Raw genomic sequence first — 19,811 nt, 5'->3', positions numbered from 1 at the left:
AGTAGGTGGAATACAAGCTATTCACTACTCCCTATTCCTTGTCAATCTAATTTGTCGGTCGTTCCGGTGCAGGCGCGCTGGCATGAAATTCTCCGGCGATGCGATGTGTGTACGCGTCCAGTAATTCAAGAATACGTTCCCGTTTTTTCGATTGCACGATGAGACCGATATGCCAATCCTTTCGCATACGCCAGACAAGTTCATCATCAGTGAAAGAACTGGTATCCGGTTGTTCAAACCGGCTTAAGGAAACCACAATTCCAGCATTGAGTTTACGGTCTTTCGGCGCCTTATATTTTTTCTTCAGTGCCTTTGCTGTTTCCAGTCGTGCCCACTCGGCCCACAGGTTGATACCGGTCGCTGCCTCTACCATTTCTGCCAGATTTGCACCGCCAACCCTCGAGGAGGTTTCCAGGAAGTAATATTTTCCGTCTTCATGTGCCTTGATGAATTCGGTATGGGAAGCGCTGTATTGCATTCCAAAGGCCCTCATGACATCCGTATTCATTTGCTGCAGTGCCTTGTCATCATCCGACCCCATTTCAATGGTATGGGATCGAAATATTCCACCGCCATGCGCAACATCGAAGGGGGTGTCAAGGTACTGACTAACACGACAGAATTGCACTTTTCCATCGAAGGTGAGGGCATCGGCATGGTATACATCGCCCGGTGTAAATCGCTCAACAAGATACCGGTGCCGTTTATCGCCAAGCTCATTGATGATCCTCCAGAGGTCATCCTTGCTGTGGATCTTTTTTATCCCGGTTGCACTTGCTTCTCCCCGGGGTTTTATCAGCCAGGGAGTGGGGACGGAATCTGCAAATGCATTGATTTCGTCATCGTTGAATAAAGCGGTAAAATCCGGAACATTTATACCTTCTTCCCGTGCTTTCATTCGCATGGCGAGTTTATCGCGGAAATAGCGGGCGGTGGTTTCACCCATCCCGGGAGAGCGAAAATACTCCCGCAATAGGGCCACCTTCTCCACATCAAAATCATCCAGTGCGACAAACCGGTCGAAGTGAATGGTTCGGAATTTATAAGCCAGACCGTTTATCACATCTTCCCTGTGCCAGTTTCCATTCTTTTCAACTTCCATAAAGAAGAAATCATCTATCGATTCCCTCGGCCAGTCGGCATGTTCCAGTTTTGGTACTGTAAGCAGATAAACATTGTTTCCGGCTTCCTTACAGGCACGAAGAAAAGCTTCCCCTTTGAAGTAGGTCGAAACGCATAGAAAATTAAGCGGTCGTGACATGTTAGTGGGTATTTGTATATACTAAATTTACGATTTTTCGGAGAGTTGTTCCATCACTTCGAGTAACAATCTGGGGCCAAAACCTTTGGCACTTTTCATTTTTGAAAATTCTGAATCACCGAACGCAACGCCGGCAATATCAAGGTGCGCCCACCGAGGGTGTTCTTTCACGAAATACTCCAGAAATTTAGCTGCAGTGATCGCGCCCGCTATGGGTTTGCCGCTAAAATTCCGTACGTCTGCAATATCACTTTCAAGTTCACTCTCAAAATCGTCATACAAGGGTAAACGCCACACCCGTTCATGAACCTTTTCACCCGCTTTGCTCAGCAGTAAAGCAAGCTCATCGTTATTTGAGAACATGGCCCCGGCCGAATAACCCAGCGCCATAACCGCGTTTCCAGTTAATGTGGCCAGATCGATCAGGTGTTCCGGTGTGTAATTTTTTTCCATATATGCGAGGGCATCGGCAAGAACAAGCCGTCCCTCTGCGTCGGTATCAATAATTTCAATGGTTTTCCCTGAGTACGATTTGATCACATCCCCGGGACGGTAGCTGTTGGCGTCCACTGCATTTTCAGCAGACGCAACAATGCCCACCACATGAATATTCAGCTTCAGGCGCGCCGCCAGTTCAACCGCACCCAAAACAGCTGCTGCCCCGCCCATATCGCTCTTCATATAATGCAGGTTTTGGGAACCTTTGATCGATAATCCACCCGTGTCGAAGGTAATACCCTTCCCTACAAGTCCGACCATCGGTATTTTTGCCAAATTTTTTTTCGGACGGTATTCAGTTTTAATCAGGACAGGCGGGAACTTGCTTCCCTGCCCAACAGCGAGCAAGGCATGTAACCCTTCTTTTTCCAGCATTTTTTTGTTCAGGATACTCGCCTTATATCCATGTTTTTTGGCCGAGTCCTCAGCCCATTTTGCCAGTACAGCCGGCGGCTTTTCATTTCCGGGTGCATCTACCAGGGTCATGATTGAGCTGAGCGTTTCTGCAATCACAAATCCCCGCGAGACCAGTTCCTTTTTTTCCTTCGGAACCACACACTGGGCTACAAATTTGTCTGTAAAGAAGGGGCTGGTATCTGAACCGGTTTTAAACCTGCCGATCTTGTAGGCGGCAAGGCCCAAGCCGAGTCCGACAGCCTCAAGTGAATGACTGTCGAGGTGTGAGGCAAGAATTGAAATTCCCTTTTTCCAGTTCTTCTGTTGTTGATGTGCCAGCAGTCGGAATGCGATATGCTGCCGGCCAAAATCTTCCTTTTTCCCCAATCCAAGCAGGTAAATTGTTTTTTCTGTAGTTGGATGAAACAGGATGTTGATCTCCTTAAAGGTCCCTGAGAATGAGTGATTTACTTTATGTCCGGATACTTCTTCTATCAGTGATGCATCGATATTATCCTCATAGAAGGGAAGTATCACGTTTGAATACGTTGGATTCTTTTCGGAAGAGATATATGTCGTTTTCATTAATTATAATATAGCCATTTCACGGCTTTTGGGAATTCCTGGCCCCAGAAATATTCATTGTGTTCACCATGATCATTTATGGAAAGCTTAAAATTCAGGTTAGGGTAGGATTGTTTTTCTTTTAATAAGGCAGATTTAAATCGCTCTACGTTAGGTATGTGGAATTTACTTTCTTTAGCGCCGGCATACAGGTACAGGTAAGTGGGGGCTGATGGCGAAAAGTGCAGGCCATGTTCATGAATAATGGGAGAGATCCACAGACTGGGCGAAAATACCATGAGCTTGGCAAAATGATCTGATTGTGTTAAACCGGCGTACAAACTGATGAGACCGCCCATGGAACTTCCGCCGATACCGGTATTGAGCCGGTCGGATTTCACCCGGAATGTTCGGTCTACATAAGGCTTAAGCTTTTTGATCATGAATTCGACGTAGCGGTCACCGTCTCCGGGCCCCAGTCGGGTATCCTTAAATGGAAGGTATTCCTTAATACGCTCCTTTTCCCCATGATCAATCGCAATGATGATCAGATCATTCATTCCTTGTTTTGCAAGCGATGAGATCGACTTATCGATTCCCCAGTCTCCGAATGGTGCATTCGGGTTGAACAGGTTCTGACCATCCTGCATATAAAGAACGGGGTATGTCTTATCTGTCTTTTCGTAATCATAGGGTAACAGGGCTGATATGCGACGGTGTTTTCCTAACTGCGGGATTTCATAGTCTTCTTCGATTACCCTTATAATTGGCCTGAAATCTTCCATACTGTGCGAATGCGACAAAAGTACTTACCTGTACTCAGTAACTGTCAACTAATGCATCTATTTTTTTAGAAATTTCTTCGGGGTATAGGGAAGGCCCGCAAATGTGGCATCCATCGATAGCCATGAATTCCCTCGGCTCGCTGGCTTTCTCATAAAGTTTTTCACCCATCCGGAAAGGGATTACTTTATCCTCCCTGCTATGGATGATTAACACTGGTATGGTAATATTAGGAATCGACTTTAATGCTGAATTTCCACCTTTTACCAATACCGGCCCAAGCAGGGGTACTTGCTTTCCGGCAATTGCAGGATAGGAGGTGAAGGCGCCTTCAAGGACCAAAACGTCGATCTTTTCCAGTCGTTCCCCTGCAACCATTGGTGCCAGATGGCCGCCAAATGACTGTCCGTACAGGACGATTTTGGTTCCTGCCACCTCGGGCATCGAAAGGACGAAATCAATTGCGGAGAGGGCGTCATTCATGCTGTTTTCCCTTGTTGCCTCACCGCTTGAATACCCAAAACCACTGTAGTCAAACATAAATACCTGGTAACCCTGCTTAACCATCGATGTGCCAAAACCCAGGTGGGATAACATAAAACCACCGTTTCCGTGGAGATGAATGATAGTGGTAATTGCTTTTTTACTCACAGGGCTCAACAACCAGCCATTCAGGTTGTTGCCCGATCCTGAAATGAAGGTTACCCCCTTGATGGAGGTTTCAGAAAGATCCCCATTATCGGATGTTTTGGTAATGGAAGGCTGAAGGTCACGTCCTGAAATAGTAAGAACAGTCGTATCTGAGGAGGAGGCAGCAACAATTCGATTCTGTGCCCTGGAAAAACTGGTAGGCTTCAGGAATGAATGGTCGAAAGAACAGCTCAAAAGAAGGGAAAATACCACTGTGTATAATAGGGTTTGGTGTCCAATTCCCCTGAAGAAAGAATTGGTCTTCATCTGTTATTCTGCGGTACGTCGTTCATATTCTTTTAGCATGGCCTGCGTTTGCTGCTGCATTTTAACTTTAAAGCTTTTCGTGCCTCCAAATAAGCGACCGGTAAGGCCGAGTGCCTGCTTCGCCCATGATTTAAGATTAAAATCATCGACATGGTGAATGATCAACCCGTCCTTGAATTCAAATGATGCACGTACGATATTGTGGACCTTTCTTCCGGTTTTGCTGAAAATATAGTATGCCTCCCAGTGTGCACTGCCTTTCTCTTCAGCATATTCGAAATTTGAGGCATGAATTTGAAAATCCTTGCCCCGCTGTGACTGACAAAGCATACGCCACATGTTACAGGCGTGTTCACCTTCGAGTTTCCCGAAGGCGGGATCTTCAAAAATGATTTCCTTATGATAGCACTCCAGCATACGATCAGCATCCAGGTCTCCGAATGCGCGATAGAATTTTTCAATAGTACTTTTCATGAGCAAGAGTGGGTGAGTGCGAAAAGTACGTATTTCTCGCGATTTCATTGGGGTTTGCCGGATAAAAAGATTCGGAGCCCAAAGATTTGATTCAGGAAATTAACCTATCCTGCCATCCTTATTGATATCACGCCCCGTATACTCCTCCAGGGTGGTTAGTGTTTTAATCAGAAGTTCCTGGGTCTTTCGAAGTTCCACTTCCAAATATTGAACCCGCGCTTCCAACGTTGAGGCGCGGTCGCTTTGCTGACTTATTTGACTTTGTTGAATTAGGTTCCAGAATAATCCCATAGTGATAATGTATCTTGTTTTATATGATGTACACTTGAAGCATCTTGATATTATACGCTGATTCAACATGAATTGTTGACCATCACTCTACAGACACCTGGGTGATTAGAGTTACTTCTTACTCTTATTAATAAACAGGGATGCTGTATTGGAGGGTATGATTACCACCATTCCTTCTTTGATACTTTGCCACATGAAGTTAAATGGCCCCCTTTTCAGGTTTCTGGTTGTAACGTAATTCGCTGATTTATATCCGTTTTCTGAGGGGAGATTATTCTGACGTATCGCGGTATTGAACAAACCGGAAAGGAATCCATACCGCTGTCCCGGATCGTTTTTATTTTCGATGAGCAACTCAACTCCTAAATTCTCGTAATCCAAATTCAAAGAATTTCCAGAAGTATTGGAATTTGCGTCCATGGTTAATTCGATACCATGTATTTTACCTGAGCTAATCCTCACGTCAGCCAGTGGCATGATTGTTTTATTCAGTACAAGTGCGTTCATGTTAGAAATTTTAGCATGGGCATAGAACCGGTCATCTTCATATGGAATTAACAGTTCCAATTGTATACTGGCATTGCCATTAATATTTCCTGAAATAGTTGCCTCAATTTTTTCAAGTGGTCCCTGGATTGCCGGCGATGTCGTAATTCTGCTGAATCTCCCGTTAAGGTTTCCAAATTGAAGTGTTCCTGGTTCTGTTCTGCCTTCACCGAGTTCTGTATAGGATATATGGCTATTGGAAATGACTACCGAATCTACGTTCAGGGGGAATGGTATCTGGCGGATCATTCCTGCAAAGAGCGGTTTTACAGGTTCATTCTTTCTTGGAATATTTTTATTCCTGTGATCTTTCAGGATCAGGCTGTCAATATAGATGGAGGATGCTTCGATGTCCAGTGTGTCATAGAGGGTACTCTTTGCCACAAGGTTATTTATTTTGAGTTTTTTCAGATCAAATTCAATGATATCCTGCTGATCCCCCATTTGCCGACTTACATCGATCCAATCATTGGTGAGTTTCATCGACACATTTGATGCCGAGAAGTCTTCTGTTTGTGAATCGAAGCTAACAGAATCTGCAGTGATAATGGAAAATTCATCGGGCTGGTATTGTATGCCGGCAAAGTGTGTTTTTATTCGCCCCAGTTGAAATGGAATGATGTAGGACATAATCACCGAATCAGTTTCAATGTTCAGCGCTTCAATATCAACCCTGTCAATGCTGGCATACTGAATAGTGTCATTCGCATCAAATTTTAAAAATTTAACGCGGCCTGATTCCAGATAAAATCCCTGTAGTTCTGCGGCAGAAATAATATTTTTGAAGAGGTTCTGAAAGCTTTTTCCAGGTTCTCTACGTCGGGTGGTATCAGTGCTTATATAAACGGTAAACTCCGGCCTTTCCAGAATCATATCTTTGATCTGAAGTGTTTTTCCAGTCAGGAGTTTCATCCATTGCAGACCGTTAATTTCGACACGCCGGGTGGTGCCATATATGCTAACCGCCTGATCATGGATACCCGTATTCGGTTTAATTTCCAAGCGCTCAATCGTTGCACCATTAAAAAGGGAATGCAAGTCAATGCCTGAATAGCCGATTTGATAACTGCCTTCGGTATTGTTATTAAGAAGATCCTCCAGGCGGTTTTCTATCCAAAACCCAAGCACAACATGGAGTAACACAATACTTGTGATCGTGATAAGGATGATTATGCCAATTTTCTTACCTATGGTTATCATTGGTTTTCGGGATTTCTAATTTATTGCGGTAAGATTTTTATAGATCTGAATAAACTGGTTTAGTCTTGCAGAATCACCGGGAGCAAGATTTTTCTGTTGCGAAAGGTCTGTTGTGAGATCATAGAGCTGATACTCCGCTGAATTTCCTGATTCAATATTTACATTTTGAAATACCTCAGGCCCATTGTTCGGGGGGATCACTAACCAGTTCTCATAGTGTAATGCAGTTCGTCCCGTGGCTTCGGTGATCAGCGTTTTTCTTCCATCCTGGCTCCTGCCCAATAAGACAGGTAACATGTTTTCACTATCCCGAAATGTTGCGGAGCTGCCCGTAAGTTCAGCAAGAGATGCGGCCAGGTCGATTTGTGAAATCATCGCATCAGAAGTTCCGGGTTCAATATAGCCTTTCCAGAATGCCAGAAAGGGCACACGTGTCCCCGCCTCAAAAAGGCTGTATTTACCGCCGCGCAAAGGGCCTGAGGGCTTATGATCACCGAGCAACTCCACAGCCTGGTCCAAATATCCGTCATTTATGACTGGTCCGTTATCACTGCTCAGAATGATGAGTGTATTTTCCAACAGGCCTTCTTCTTCCAGGGTTTTCATTAGTTCCCCGATGCACCAGTCCGCTTCTGCGATCACATCACCGCGCGGGCCCATCGAGGTTGCTCCAACAAATCGGGGATGTGGTGTACGGGGAACATGCGGTTGTTGCAGTGCATAATACAGGAAGAATGGAGACTCTCGCTGATTATGAATAAATTCCCGTGCTTTTTCCAGGAATACATCTGCCATATCTTCATCAATCCACCTGGCCCTCTGCCCGCCTTTCATGAAACCAATTCTTGGAATCCCATTTACAATGCTGTTGTTATGACCATGATCCCATTTCATTTTCAACATTTCAGGATGGTCCAGCGCAGTGGGCTCACCTTCAAAATTCTCTGAATAGCTAACCATAATCGGATCAGTCTCTTCAAGCCCAACAACATTGCCGTTTTCTATATAGACAGTAGGTACCCTGTCCTGGGTTGCAGCCAGAATGTAGGATTCATCAAAACCAACTTCATTCGGACCGGGAGAAATCTGTTCATTCCAATCGATAGATCCATCTCCCAGACCGAGATGCCATTTGCCGACTATACCTGTTTTGTAACCTTGTTGGCGGAGCATTTTTGGTAAAGTGATCATGGACGTATCAATCAAAAGGGGGGCCGTTCCAGGCAAAATTCGGGCATTCTTATTTCTCCATGGATACGTACCTGTGAGCAGCGCATACCGGCTTGGAGTACACGTCGCGGAGGCCGCATAGCCACGTGTAAATTTTAATCCTTCATTGGCCAGTCGGTCCATGTTAGGGGTGGATATGGTCGTTGAACCATATGCACTTACATCTCCATACCCAAGGTCATCGAGATAAATAATGATAATATTTGGTCGTTCCGGCGATGGTTGTTTATCCTGTTTGCCACAGGATGAAAAAAGCACAGCCATTGTACTGTAAAACAGGAGGGAGATGCAGGCATAAACGGGTCCGGAATTCATGGAAATAAATTCGCGCTTTTTTTGATGGTTTCAAAGCAATGGCTCCAGACAGTAGCTAAGACTGCCTGATACTCCATTCATTAGTTCAGGCCGTTAGTCTTTTTAGTTTCCGCCGATACCTGAAGGCCAGAATAGTCGGAATCAGAGCGATTAATAAGCCAATGGCAAAACCCTGGAGGGTATATCTACGGGTCATCGGACCGTCAATATCATGCCGATGATTCCATAGCTCAACAATTTTTCCGTCCTTAAACCGGAATACATTGATAATTGGTATTTCGTGTTCGCCCAACACCACTTTCCCGAACAGTGTTTTTGGCTCATACCGGGCGATCCACCGGGTGGCGACCAGGTCACCCTCCGCAATCTGGTAGTCATAGCGGCTATGCCACTCCCCATTTTCCCAGAAGAAATCGGCAATATTTTTTTGCTCAACAGCGGGCTCCACCACACCCTTTCGGTCACCAATGTCGTGGGCAACGTAAGTGTCTGCCATGTATTTTACATAGTTGTCGGTATTATTTGAAAACCAAAGATCGTCATAGAAGCCACGGGCAAGGGCTTTATTACTTTCTTCAATTTCATTAGTTTGAGCGTGAGCAAGAGAACTGCAGGTTAGAAGAAGGATGCAAATGAGTATTTGTTTCATGATGGAATATAATAGATTGGAAATGATGTACTTACCATTAATATAGTAATTTCCCTAATGTGATTAAAATCTTAGTGGATGTCGAACTTCACACCCTTCAGAGGGTAATTTTATCGAAGAAGCGAATGGCATTATCAAGGTTGATACGAGCCTTGGTTGAAAGTCCCTGATTCAGTTCCCATTGATAACCGCTTATCGCCATGACCCAGCACTCTGTATTTGCGGCGTACAATTCTTTTGCGAGCCAGTATACATGTTCAGGCGGTAGTTTATGACTGGTATAAAGGGTAAATGATTCAGGCTTGCACAATGAATATTCAAATCCTTTTTTGTGCTGTTCCCGGGAGGCATCGGTAAAAATAACGGTATCATACCGTGCAATAAGTTCAGCGTCTTCAATCTGGAGCTGATAACGATATTCCACATCAAACTCCTGGTGGAATTCAGCAAAATAGTCAGCCACTTTCCATCCCAGGGCATCATCTGACCTGCCGTAATTACCTATACCTATGATGAGTGTATTATTCGCCATTTCTTACAATCTGATGGATCAGACTTCCCGTATGATCGTAGAGCTCTGCCTTCAGCGACATCTGTCCCAAAGCCTGGGTTGCGCAGCTCAAACAGGGATCATAGGCCCTGATTGCAACTTCAACCTGATTGAGCATGCCTTCGGTAATGGTACCCTTTTCGCTGATAACATGGTCTGCTACCCACCTGACGGCATGGTTCATGGCTTCATTATTATGGGTGGTGGAAACAATGAGGTTACACTTGGTGATCATTCCATGATCATCTACCTGATAGTGGTGTGTTAAGGTTCCCCTTGGCGCCTCGATGATACCGATTCCCTCGTTTCGCGGAGTGCCTTCGCGGAAAAGGTCGTCGCTGAGAAGCTCATCGTCATTGAGGAGGTCTCTCATGATCTCTGCACAATGTAAAATTTCGATCAGACGGGCCCAGTGCGCATAGAGTGTGCTGTTATTCACCTTTTTTGCTGAGAAAGAAAAGAATTCCCTGCGTTCCTGTTCGGCAAGCGGTGTAGAAATTTTGTCGCAAACATTGATCCGGGCAAGTGGGCCAACCCTGTTCCATCCTTTTTGGGGACCGATATTTTTCAGGTATGGAAACTTCATGTAAGACCATCTTTCAACACCTTCCAGGAAATACTGCTGGTAATCGTTGGTACTTACGTCATTAAGCGTTGTGTTACCAGTGGAGTCTATTGCGCGCAAAAGACCATGATACATTTCCAGGTTTCCCTGATCATCCACCATTCCGAGATGTCCGGATGGGAATTCGGCAAAAGTATCCAGCAGGCTATGGTGTTTTTCTGCATAGGCTTTTATGAATGCCAGCACTTCCTGAGACCATTGGATCATGGTTTCAATATTCGGGATATCCTTACCGTTCAGGAAATATTCTCTTTCCTCCGGATTGAAAACTTTATAAACTCCCCCGGGAACAGCGGCCACCCCATGAATTTTCTTGCCGGCAATTGCTTTTATGATCTCCTGGCCAAATTTCCGCATTAGGATACCTTTTTTTGCCAGCTCCTTATTTTCAATGGCAACTTCGAAAACGTTTCGTTTTTGAACCGGTGCATCCATACCAAACAGCAGATCCGGTGATGCCAGGTAGAAGAAATGCAGCGCATGTGACTGGAAGATCTGTCCGTAGTGCATGAGTCTGCGGAGTTTAGTCGCAGTAGGTGATAAATCCTCAGGATCAACACCAACGATCTGATCAATTGCTTTGGCGGCTGCAAGGTGGTGGCTCACCGGGCAAATTCCGCACAAACGCTGTACCAGTACAGGTGCTTCCCAGTAAGGACGTCCCTGAATAAAGCGTTCAAATCCCCTGAATTCAACGATATGGAAGAATGAATCTTCAACTTTACCATATTCATCCAGGTGTATGGTTACACGTCCATGTCCTTCTACCCGTGTTACGGGATCAATTACCACTTTACGGCTCATGTCAGTCATATTTGAATTCGGAATAAAGTACGGAGAATGATTCACCCCAAAGAAGGCTTTTTATCACCTTCCAGATATGTGCGGCATTCGGCGGGCACCCGGGGATCGTATAATCGACTTTAACGATTTCGCTGCAGCCATATACCCTGTCGAGAATCTTCGGCAGGTCTTCGTGGTAGGGGATTGTGTGCTCGCCGGGCTCTGCTGTAACGCAATTGAGATATGCTTCCTCCAGGCATTCTCCGAGAGGTATGGTATTTCTCATTGCCGGAAGGCCGCCCCAGGCTGCACATTCTCCCATTACCACCAGTATATCGCACATTTCCCGGAATGTGCGGAGGGTTTCAATATTTTCAGTATTGCAGCATCCTCCTTCCACGATTCCCAGGTGACACCGGCGTGTGAAGGTCTTGATATCGGTTAACGGAGATTTGTTGAATTCAACAAGTTCAATGATATCAAGTAATTCTGTATCAATATCCAGCATCGACATATGGCAGCCGAAACACCCGGCAAGTGAAACGGTTGCAATCGTTTTCTTTTCGAGTGGACCTTTGTGCCCTTTTGGAACAATCCTGGATTTGAAATCCGATTGCGAGGAGGCCGTATCGAATGCACGTTCACCAAATGGCCTGGTCATGGTTTTGCCTCTGACAAGAATTGCGCCTGTCGGACAAATCATGGCTGCATTTTCAGCCTGTTCAGTGGTAAGCGACGCCTCTGCATTATAATCAATACCAATGGAAGTATGATATCCCCTGTTCACAGAGGTGAAAACCCGCCGGCCGTCTGACGTGTGGATTTCCTCGATACATCTTTTGCATTTAATACACCTGCTGTGTTCCAGTACGAGCCTTTTAGGTTGAAAGTCGATCAGTCGGTCCTGAAAGAGGTGCGGGAATCTGGTTACAGAAATTCCGAGTTCGTAGCCCATGTGCTGCAGGTCGCAATTACCGCTTTTCTCACAGGCCGGACAGAAATGATTTCCTTCGGCAAACATCATTTCTATGAGCGCTTTGCGCAAATCGATTAGTTCTTCGGTATTTACTTCTACCGAAAGTCCTTCTTTAACACTTGCCGTGCACGCAGGGTCATACCGGCCATCGATCTTACAGGTACAGGTACGGCAGGTACCCAGTGGGGGATCGATGTGTTCATAATAACACAAGGAGGGTATGAAAATTCCATTTGCCTTTGCTGCATCCACCAGGTTGGTTCCTTCCTCGGAATAACACGGATTACCATCGATATAGAATGTACATTGAGCCACAATTCTCAGGGTTTGTATTGTTCAAAAGGTGCGATTGCCCGGGTATAGTCAAACGGGTGAATCAGGTCATTGTGATAGGCGCCATAAGTACCTTCAAAATATTCACCGAATTTTTCCAGGGCGGTCAGTACAGGGTTACCAGCAGTCTTGCCTAATCCGCAACGGCTGGATTTGCGCATAATATGAGTCCAGCTCTTCAGTTCATGGAGGTCATGATGATCGGCAAGCCCCGACCGTAATTTTTCCAGTTTCCGCTGAATGATGAAATTTCCAGCCCGGCAGGGTGTGCAGACTCCGCAGGACTCATGCTTGAAGAAAGCATTGAAATTCATAATGATCTGAAGTATATCCCGTTCTTTACTGAAAACCATCAAAGATCCGCCGCAGCGAATCTCCCGTTCAGGGTTAATTGAGCGTGGAATAAAAATTCGGTCCCTGTCTGTGGTTGTCAGCGTTTCCCCGGAAGGCCCGCTCACTTGTATGAAGAGCGGGTCGATCGCCATTGACATGTCAAGTAATTCGCCAACAGAGGTGCCGTATTCAATCTCATAGATGCCGGGTTTTTGGCAATCACCAGCGACGCTGATAATTTTGGTACCGGGCGAAGAGGGGATTCCTCTTTTGCAATACTCTCCGGATCCCATTTCAAGTATTCTGCATGCCGCAGCAAATGTTTCAACATTGTTTACCACTGTAGGCAATTGGAGATAACCACGTTCCACCGGGTAGAACCACTTGGTTCTGGGCTCGCCCCTGCGCCCCTCCATGGATTCGAGAAGTGCGGTCTCTTCTCCGCAAACGTAGGCGCCCGCGCCAAGTTCAATCCGGATATCAAAATCAAAGCCGTCGGTACCGGCAATATTCTTTCCGAGCAATCCGGCTTCCCGAAAGGCGACCAATTCATCTTCAAGGTGATTCAGTAGCCACTGGTACTCACCGCGGAGATAGATCATTCCATAAGTCGCGCCAACGGCAAATGCGGCAATGATCATTCCCTCGATCACAGATCCGGCCTGTTTATTGAGAAGTACCCGGTCCTTGAAGGTTCCCGGCTCACCTTCATCGGCATTGCATATGATCACCTTGGGATCTGAGGTAAAACTTCTGCAAGCATCCCATTTTTTCCAGGTGGGAAAAAATGCACCGCCACGTCCGGAGAGACCGGCAATTTTAATTTCTTCAATAATTGCCTGGCGACCGATTTTCAGGGCACGCCGGATTCCATTTCCCCGGAGGTAGGGTGTGAAGAAAACTGACTTGCCATCGGGCGGGGTAAATCGTATATGATCTGCGGGATGATCACAAATTTCAGCCGGATGAATTCCTTCTCGTATTTGCTGAATGATTTCCTTTACCCGAACCACGTTCAGATTGGTAAAGGGATAGAAGTCGATGAGCGCAGCGGGTTCCTGATCTGATAATCCGATGCACGCGGTAGGAAAGAGCCCGAATGTACCAGATATATCGGTACTGCCCATACGCGCACCGGTAGCCTGCTCAAATGCTGTTCTAACCCGTTCGTATCCCCGGAATTCTGAAATTACACTGGTATTCAGGTAAATGGTATGCTTACCGGCTGGCTTGAGGTGAAAGAAGTGATAGAAAGAGGCAACTCCCTGTATTTCAATTTCAGATACACGATGCTTCCTGGCCAAAACCCGGATGGTATCTGCGGAAATATATCTGTCCTGGCGCTGGTAATGCCATAATTCTGAAAGTAATCGCGCTCCTGGCGGATCGATAGGGAAAAATTTCTGTCGGGAAAGGGTATGCATGACAACGTGAATGCGTAATGATTGAATTTACCGCATATTCAGTCGGCGTCACATGACCTCTATCATTTCTTCAGATGTCAATGAACAGTGAATAATGAGCTTGTCCGGGATGTTCTTGTCAGGAGTTTACAATTCCAATTTTGGTAACTGTGGAAAGGACCTGATTCTCATTCGGAGCGATACTGAACATCAGTCCGAATGCATTTTCCGTCGAAGCAAGAACTCCGTCATTTTCTATTTTGAGCGGACATTTGCCATATTGGGAGTACGGCTCAATTGATGTGTAAATTTCATCACAAAGGTTGGTATCAAAATAAAACTGGGACAGTACCTCCCTGTTTTCACGGGTGGTAATTTTCACATGGATGTGCGGAACACGTCCTACATACCATCCAGGAAAAATGGTTGTAAAGGCCACTTCACCATTCGAATCAGATTGCTGTCTTCCACGTAAGAACTTATTTTCATTCACAGGATTCACGTGCATCTTGTCATCCATGGTTTCACTGTTGTTCAATAAAAACATAGCAGAGGCCCATTCATCATGCGTTATTTCTTCCGGATATCCGCTGTAGGTGCCTTCGGCATCACAATGCCAGATTTCTACGTTGGCGCCTTCAACCGGGGTGCAGTCGGGGTGATTTACTATTTGAAATTTTAGCTGAAGTTCTTTTCCTTTGCGGTCTTCCCGGATATCCGATCGGGCCGGAGAAGGAAAGAAAAAGGGCCCCTCAGTCTGCTGAACGGTAAGAATGCAATAGTCTTCTTCGCCGGGGGCTGAGGTAAGTAATTCCGGATTAAAATCACCTTTCATCAGTTGCCTTAATATAGGCCTTCGGAGGAGCCAGGTGCCCAGAACAGTCGTGCCTAAAATACCTGCTGTCCCAATGATAAATTTTCGTCTGTTTGATTTTGCCATAAGTTGTGAAGAGGAAGAGATTCGCGGTAATTACATCAAAATCAGGTAAATAACCAAGAAAAGAGTTACGATCACACGATTACCTTATACCCTCGAAGGTGGTATTCATGGCAGTCGTTCAATGCCCTCTGAAGGTATAAATTAATAGACAACTGAATTAGGTATTGATTCTGCAAAAACTGAACAATCAGTCAATACGATATTCACTGATCTCAAACAGGTGCCCATCCGGATCATAGAAGAAACACCGGGTTTCATTCCCCCGGCTAATTGGAGGTGTAATGAATTCAACCCCACGGCCTGAAAGAATTTCATAGGATTGCCAGCAATTGTTAACTCGGATGGTAAAGGAGTGGCTCACGACTTCTTTATTGCCCGGTGTTTTAAAATACGTACCGGGCTTGTCGTCTGTTGGCCCGCCGGGTTTTACCAATAAAATCCAATGTCCCATGAGTTGGATAACCGCAGAATCGCCGCCATATTCCCTGAAGAGGCTGGCGCCTAATGCTTGAAGATAAAAGTCTTTTGACTTTTCAAGGTCTGAAGTAACGAGTATGGTCGTGATTTCAGAACCTTGAAACGGATCCCGGGATTCATGCATTAATGGTGATTTTCATAATGTTGTTTCAGCAGATCTTCTGCGAAATCATTTGTGAGGTCACGAACCACCGAGTGGATATGATTGGCATTGTTCTGCGTATTATCAAATTCAATGAGCAGGGAAGGTCCCTGGATGCGATAGTAATGGCCACTACCTTCTGTGAGGCTGCCAGCCCAGGAAAATGACAGGTTGTCAATTCCGGCCGCTTCAATTTTAGCGCGAAGTCGTTTTGAAAATCCAAGCTCATAATTGTCGATATAAACATTTAGCAGGTCCATGAAAATCTCCTGTTGATCCTGTGTCATGGAAGGATACAGTATACCTCTTGGTTCCAGGGCCGTAGCAGTCCGGTTAGCTCCCGAAAATATGCCTTCCGGCGCTTCTTCGGAAAACCGTACAATTTTCATCTGCTCATCACTCATGGTACCGAGTAACCTAAAACCAAGGTCGGATTCAAGCTTCAGCACCTCGATTTTGTCAAAACCTTCTACATCCACTTTAGCCGGGTTCGTGCCGAAAAAGGATGGTGTTGAGGAAACGATCTGATTATCATTCAGCATGAAATTGAGCGATATGTGATGTCCTTCAAAGCGCCAGCCCCAAAACCCAGTATCAGAAGGTGTTCCGAAAATTGAAAAAAAATAATTCAGCGGATCCCTGCCCGGGCTTCCATCAGGCCATTTAAAACGGTTATTCTCGATCTTGTACAATACATTTTCCAGGGCCATAATTTCTGTTGTCTTACGAAGTCCCTCATCGCTGAGTGAGGATCTGATCAGGGAGAAAGCCATATCCTGCTGACTTTCATTCAGGTCATGAAAGTTAATCCCTTTCCTTTCGCGTGGAACAAAGTGAAAATTCATGCGTTCCTCGTCATTGAGACTGAAGAGCATGCGCTCCTTCAAAGGTTCGGATAGGTTTCTGATCAACGTGTTGGCTTCTGCGGCCAGATTTTGCGCATAAGAAGTGATGGCTGAGCCTGCTGTGAGGGTCAGCGCTATGCAAAGGGGAATAAATCGATAGTTCATGAATGTAGCGGTTAAGGGTTAAGGTGTTGGCGTGTTTATTTGAAATGATCAGTCATCCACTGCTGCTTCAACTAATACCTTGAATTTCCAGCCGGTAGGCTCTTCCCCGATATTCAGGGTTTGTTTCAGTAATATTCCAATAATGTTTTCTTTCGGATCGGCAAAATACTGGGTGTTGAATGCGCCTCCCCAACTGAATGTGCCTTCGCTACCTTCTCCTCCAATTCCTTCGCCGTGTTCATCAATTACTCTAAAGGCGAGACCATAATATGCCCCTGAATTACCCCAGATATTACCAATTTGATTGCTCATGATCGAACGAACGGTTGTGCGGCTTAGAAGGCGAACGCCATTCAATTCGCCTTTATTCAGATACATCTGTAAAAATGAAGCATAATCAGTGGCAGTACTTACCAGTCCCGCTCCCCCGCCAAAGTAGGATTTAGCCCCGGCTTTAGGGAAGTCGGAATCACCCAGTCCGCCCGACTCATAGGCTACCAGTTTGCCGTCTTTTCTTGTCATAACGTTTACCAGACGATCATATTTGTTTTCCGGGAGATAGAAATAAGTATCATTCATGTTCAGGGGTTTGAATATTCTTTCCTGAAAAAATTGGTCCAATGGTTTCCCGGAAATAATTTCAATCAGCCTGCCCAATATATCCAGCCCTTCACTATAGGTGAATTTTTCACCGGGATTATGGTGAAGGGGCATAGTTGCAAGCTTCTTTATGTTGTCGGCCAGCAGAACAGGTTCTTTTGTAATGCCATCCACAATCCCTGCTTTCTGATATATTTTGGTAAATCTTTTGTCGCCATCGATCACACCATAGCCCACTCCGGATGTGTGAGTAATCAGGTGCCGAATGGTTATGGGTTTATCCGTTGGTGAGATAGTAAAGGTAGAATCAGCCTCATTGAACGAGGCCAGAATACCCGCATTTTCAAACTCAGGGATATAGTTTGCGATTGGGTCATCCAGTTGAAATTTTCCTTCTTCCCAAAGCATCATAACCGCGGTTGCGGTAATAGCCTTTGTCTGTGATGCAATCCTGAAAATATCATCTGTTTTGAATGGGTCATTACTTTTGTTCATTCCAAAGGCTTTAAGATATACTATCTTGCCATTGCGGGCTACGAGGGCAACAGCTCCAGGGATCTCATTTTTTTCTATTGATTCCTGAAGCATCTTATCAATTCTTGCAAGTCTTTCAGAGGACATGCCAACGCTTTCAGGGGAAGCTTCAGTGAGGGGAGGGGAATTTTTGATTGACTTAGTCTGGGCATTCACCGTGATTGAGACGGTGAGCATGGCAATAAGGCATAAGTATTTCATGTATTGAAAGTTATAGCGAGAGGTTTGATTTTATAAGATAATCTTTTTTATAAAAAAAACCGCCATTGCTGAAAAGCAATGGCGGATGCAAATGCGGTATCTGAGAAGATTACTTTTCCCTGGCGGCCCTGAACTCACTGGTTTCGTACCATTTCGGGAAATAATCTTCGCTGGCCAGGGTGTTACCAACCTCATATAAAAGTTGAGCATCGAATTGAATTCCTGAAAGCGGCGTTTCTCCCGGGACATATTCATCAGCAGGCTGATGGTATTTATTTTGCAGGTAATCTTCCTTCTGCTCGGCAATATAATCTACTCCATGTTCGAAATCTTCATAGGACCCGCTTGCATACAATGCGGGTATTCCAATTTTCGCGAAGTTAAAATGATCGGAACGGAAGAAATATCCTTTTTCAGCATCGGGATCCGGTATAATATAGCGGCCCTGTTTCTCGGCAGCGCGCGCTGCATATTCATCCATTTCTGAATGACCGAAGCCTGTAATGGTTAGATCCTTCATTGGACCCGGACTTTCCAATGCGTCCATGTTGATATTTGCCACTGTCTTCTGCGGAGGATAGATAGGATTTTCTGCATAGTATGCAGATCCGAGCAGACCCTGTTCCTCTGCCGTTACTGCCAGGAAAATAATGGATCGTTCCGGTTGCGGCCCCTTGGTAAATGCTTCTGCTATGGCAAGCAGGCAAGCTGTTCCTGACGCATTGTCCACAGCACCGTTATAGATTGAATCTCCATTGATGGGTCTGCCAATACCAAGATGGTCCCAATGTGCTGAATATAAAATGTATTCATCTTGCCGTGTCGTGCCCGGCAGTACAGCGATCACATTTTTAGACTCATCACGTTTGATGGTATTGGTAATGTTTACTGAAGCGCTTTTTCCTAACGGGACAGGTTTAAAGTCGGGCTGGCGTGCGAGGGTTCTGAGATCATCTACCGAAATGCCTGTACCGCTAAAGAGCTTTGCTGTAGCATCGCCCGTTACCCACCCGATTACATCCGACTTAGGGGCATTACTTTCGAGGCTTTGCTGTGGACCAGTCCAGCTTGACTGCACCACATTCCAGCCATAGCTGGCAGGTTTGGTGTCGTGAATGATCAGGACTCCGGCGGCACCCTGCCGGCCACCTTCTTCATACTTGTAGGTCCAGCGGCCATAATAGGTCATCTCATTTCCCTTGAACAAGCTGGAATCCCCGGATTCAAAACCAGGATCATTCACAAGTACAACAGCAGTCTTGCCTGCCCAGTCAATTCCCTCATAGTCATTCCAGTCATATTCCGGGGCAACGATGCCATAACCCGCAAACACGAGCTCTGAATTATTAAGGCTTACCTCGTTCACAACCTTTGTCGTATTGGCTACAAAATCATCAAAAAAGGCCAGATCAAATTCTTCTGATCCTGTAATTCGCATGGTTTCGGAAGGGGTTCCGGTAATTTCCACAAGCGGTACTTCCTGAAAGAAACTTCCATTGTTTCCGGGCTCAAGACCCAGTGCTGAAAATTCCTTTTCCAGGTAATCAACGGTTTTTGTTTCGCCTTCTGAGAAGGGCATTCTGCCCATGAACTCATCAGACGCCAGACGTTCTATGTGTCGTCCAATCGACTCTTCCGAAACCGTGGCAGTCGATGTCTCTTCCGTTGTTTTTGTTGAGCATGCCGCAGCGATAGCAACCAGCAGCACTAATGAAGTGTGTTTCATGTTTATAATTGAGG

Annotated in this window: 18 protein-coding genes; all 18 read right to left on the bottom strand. The window is 45.5% G+C overall.

The features are described 5' to 3' along the window. Positions 1-46: 46 nt before the first annotated feature. Positions 47-1,261 (bottom strand): ATP-grasp domain-containing protein, encoded by a 1,215-nt coding sequence (locus LDX50_RS15610; protein WP_225698236.1) that lies wholly within the window; start codon positions 1,259-1,261, stop codon positions 47-49. Between the two features lie 27 nt (positions 1,262-1,288). Continuing rightward, complete coding sequence (locus LDX50_RS15605) at positions 1,289-2,740, bottom strand: leucyl aminopeptidase family protein (protein WP_225698235.1); 1,452 nt, start codon at positions 2,738-2,740, stop codon at positions 1,289-1,291. Beyond that, positions 2,740-3,504, bottom strand: a complete 765-nt coding sequence (locus LDX50_RS15600) for an alpha/beta hydrolase (protein WP_225698234.1) — start codon at positions 3,502-3,504, stop codon at positions 2,740-2,742. The genes LDX50_RS15605 and LDX50_RS15600 overlap by 1 nt, the downstream gene beginning before the upstream one ends. A 34-nt stretch (positions 3,505-3,538) precedes the next feature. Next, the gene (locus tag LDX50_RS15595) at positions 3,539-4,459 is read right to left on the bottom strand and encodes an alpha/beta hydrolase (protein ID WP_225698233.1); all 921 of its coding nucleotides are present in this window, start codon (positions 4,457-4,459) and stop codon (positions 3,539-3,541) included. 3 nt (positions 4,460-4,462) lie between these two features. Then, positions 4,463-4,981 carry a nuclear transport factor 2 family protein gene (locus tag LDX50_RS15590; RefSeq protein WP_225698232.1) on the bottom strand — a complete coding sequence of 173 codons (519 nt, stop codon included), beginning with the start codon at positions 4,979-4,981 and terminating at the stop codon, positions 4,463-4,465. Between the two features lie 51 nt (positions 4,982-5,032). Then, on the bottom strand, positions 5,033-5,224 hold the full coding sequence (locus tag LDX50_RS15585) for a hypothetical protein (RefSeq protein WP_225698231.1): 192 nt from the start codon (positions 5,222-5,224) through the stop codon (positions 5,033-5,035). A gap of 111 nt (positions 5,225-5,335) precedes the next feature. Continuing rightward, the gene (locus tag LDX50_RS15580; protein WP_225698230.1) at positions 5,336-6,970 is read right to left on the bottom strand and encodes a hypothetical protein; all 1,635 of its coding nucleotides are present in this window, start codon (positions 6,968-6,970) and stop codon (positions 5,336-5,338) included. 15 nt (positions 6,971-6,985) lie between these two features. Beyond that, positions 6,986-8,515 (bottom strand): sulfatase family protein, encoded by a 1,530-nt coding sequence (locus LDX50_RS15575; RefSeq protein ID WP_420828562.1) that lies wholly within the window; start codon positions 8,513-8,515, stop codon positions 6,986-6,988. 85 nt (positions 8,516-8,600) lie between these two features. Then, positions 8,601-9,164 (bottom strand): nuclear transport factor 2 family protein, encoded by a 564-nt coding sequence (locus tag LDX50_RS15570; protein ID WP_225698229.1) that lies wholly within the window; start codon positions 9,162-9,164, stop codon positions 8,601-8,603. A 97-nt stretch (positions 9,165-9,261) separates the two neighbouring features. Further along, positions 9,262-9,696 (bottom strand): hydrogenase maturation protease, encoded by a 435-nt coding sequence (locus LDX50_RS15565; RefSeq protein ID WP_225698228.1) that lies wholly within the window; start codon positions 9,694-9,696, stop codon positions 9,262-9,264. Further along, positions 9,686-11,143: a Ni/Fe hydrogenase subunit alpha gene (locus tag LDX50_RS15560; protein ID WP_225698227.1), complete on the bottom strand. Its 1,458-nt coding sequence runs from the start codon at positions 11,141-11,143 to the stop codon at positions 9,686-9,688. Before LDX50_RS15560 ends, LDX50_RS15565 begins: the two co-directional genes overlap by 11 nt. 1 nt (position 11,144) lies before the next feature. After that, positions 11,145-12,413, bottom strand: coding sequence for an NADH-quinone oxidoreductase subunit B family protein (locus LDX50_RS15555; protein WP_225698226.1), 1,269 nt, complete (start codon positions 12,411-12,413; stop codon positions 11,145-11,147). 5 nt (positions 12,414-12,418) lie between these two features. Further along, positions 12,419-14,188, bottom strand: coding sequence for an NAD(P)H-dependent oxidoreductase subunit E (locus tag LDX50_RS15550; protein WP_225698225.1), 1,770 nt, complete (start codon positions 14,186-14,188; stop codon positions 12,419-12,421). Positions 14,189-14,306: 118 nt separating this feature from the next. Next, positions 14,307-15,107 carry a dioxygenase family protein gene (locus tag LDX50_RS15545; RefSeq protein WP_225698224.1) on the bottom strand — a complete coding sequence of 267 codons (801 nt, stop codon included), beginning with the start codon at positions 15,105-15,107 and terminating at the stop codon, positions 14,307-14,309. A gap of 187 nt (positions 15,108-15,294) precedes the next feature. Continuing rightward, on the bottom strand, positions 15,295-15,708 hold the full coding sequence (locus LDX50_RS15540) for a VOC family protein (RefSeq protein ID WP_225698223.1): 414 nt from the start codon (positions 15,706-15,708) through the stop codon (positions 15,295-15,297). After that, the gene (locus LDX50_RS15535; protein WP_225698222.1) at positions 15,708-16,736 is read right to left on the bottom strand and encodes a DUF3500 domain-containing protein; all 1,029 of its coding nucleotides are present in this window, start codon (positions 16,734-16,736) and stop codon (positions 15,708-15,710) included. The genes LDX50_RS15540 and LDX50_RS15535 overlap by 1 nt, the downstream gene beginning before the upstream one ends. 48 nt (positions 16,737-16,784) lie before the next feature. Further along, positions 16,785-18,071, bottom strand: coding sequence for a serine hydrolase domain-containing protein (locus LDX50_RS15530; protein ID WP_225698221.1), 1,287 nt, complete (start codon positions 18,069-18,071; stop codon positions 16,785-16,787). Positions 18,072-18,180: 109 nt separating this feature from the next. After that, the gene (locus LDX50_RS15525) at positions 18,181-19,797 is read right to left on the bottom strand and encodes a M28 family metallopeptidase (protein WP_225698220.1); all 1,617 of its coding nucleotides are present in this window, start codon (positions 19,795-19,797) and stop codon (positions 18,181-18,183) included. Positions 19,798-19,811: the final 14 nt, after the last annotated feature.

It is taken from the genome of Fulvivirga sedimenti, assembly GCF_020328055.1.
The sequence above is the reverse complement of the archived record's forward strand: the minus strand, read 5'-3'. Positions and strand labels throughout refer to the sequence as shown.

Excerpts from the sequence above, each read along its gene's own strand:
- LDX50_RS15570 (WP_225698229.1), bottom strand. The coding sequence starts at position 9,164 with ATGAAACAAATACTCATTTGCATCCTTCTTCTAACCTGCAGTTCTCTT.
- LDX50_RS15530 (WP_225698221.1), bottom strand. The coding sequence starts at position 18,071 with ATGAAATACTTATGCCTTATTGCCATGCTCACCGTCTCAATCACGGTG.
- LDX50_RS15610 (WP_225698236.1), bottom strand. The coding sequence starts at position 1,261 with ATGTCACGACCGCTTAATTTTCTATGCGTTTCGACCTACTTCAAAGGG.
- LDX50_RS15600 (WP_225698234.1), bottom strand. The coding sequence starts at position 3,504 with ATGGAAGATTTCAGGCCAATTATAAGGGTAATCGAAGAAGACTATGAA.
- LDX50_RS15545 (WP_225698224.1), bottom strand. The coding sequence starts at position 15,107 with ATGGCAAAATCAAACAGACGAAAATTTATCATTGGGACAGCAGGTATT.
- LDX50_RS15575 (WP_420828562.1), bottom strand. The coding sequence starts at position 8,515 with ATGAATTCCGGACCCGTTTATGCCTGCATCTCCCTCCTGTTTTACAGT.
- LDX50_RS15590 (WP_225698232.1), bottom strand. The coding sequence starts at position 4,981 with ATGAAATCGCGAGAAATACGTACTTTTCGCACTCACCCACTCTTGCTC.
- LDX50_RS15540 (WP_225698223.1), bottom strand. The coding sequence starts at position 15,708 with ATGCATGAATCCCGGGATCCGTTTCAAGGTTCTGAAATCACGACCATA.
- LDX50_RS15560 (WP_225698227.1), bottom strand. The coding sequence starts at position 11,143 with ATGAGCCGTAAAGTGGTAATTGATCCCGTAACACGGGTAGAAGGACAT.
- LDX50_RS15585 (WP_225698231.1), bottom strand. The coding sequence starts at position 5,224 with ATGGGATTATTCTGGAACCTAATTCAACAAAGTCAAATAAGTCAGCAA.
- LDX50_RS15550 (WP_225698225.1), bottom strand. The coding sequence starts at position 14,188 with ATGCATACCCTTTCCCGACAGAAATTTTTCCCTATCGATCCGCCAGGA.
- LDX50_RS15535 (WP_225698222.1), bottom strand. The coding sequence starts at position 16,736 with ATGAACTATCGATTTATTCCCCTTTGCATAGCGCTGACCCTCACAGCA.
- LDX50_RS15580 (WP_225698230.1), bottom strand. The coding sequence starts at position 6,970 with ATGATAACCATAGGTAAGAAAATTGGCATAATCATCCTTATCACGATC.
- LDX50_RS15595 (WP_225698233.1), bottom strand. The coding sequence starts at position 4,459 with ATGAAGACCAATTCTTTCTTCAGGGGAATTGGACACCAAACCCTATTA.
- LDX50_RS15525 (WP_225698220.1), bottom strand. The coding sequence starts at position 19,797 with ATGAAACACACTTCATTAGTGCTGCTGGTTGCTATCGCTGCGGCATGC.
- LDX50_RS15605 (WP_225698235.1), bottom strand. The coding sequence starts at position 2,740 with ATGAAAACGACATATATCTCTTCCGAAAAGAATCCAACGTATTCAAAC.
- LDX50_RS15565 (WP_225698228.1), bottom strand. The coding sequence starts at position 9,696 with ATGGCGAATAATACACTCATCATAGGTATAGGTAATTACGGCAGGTCA.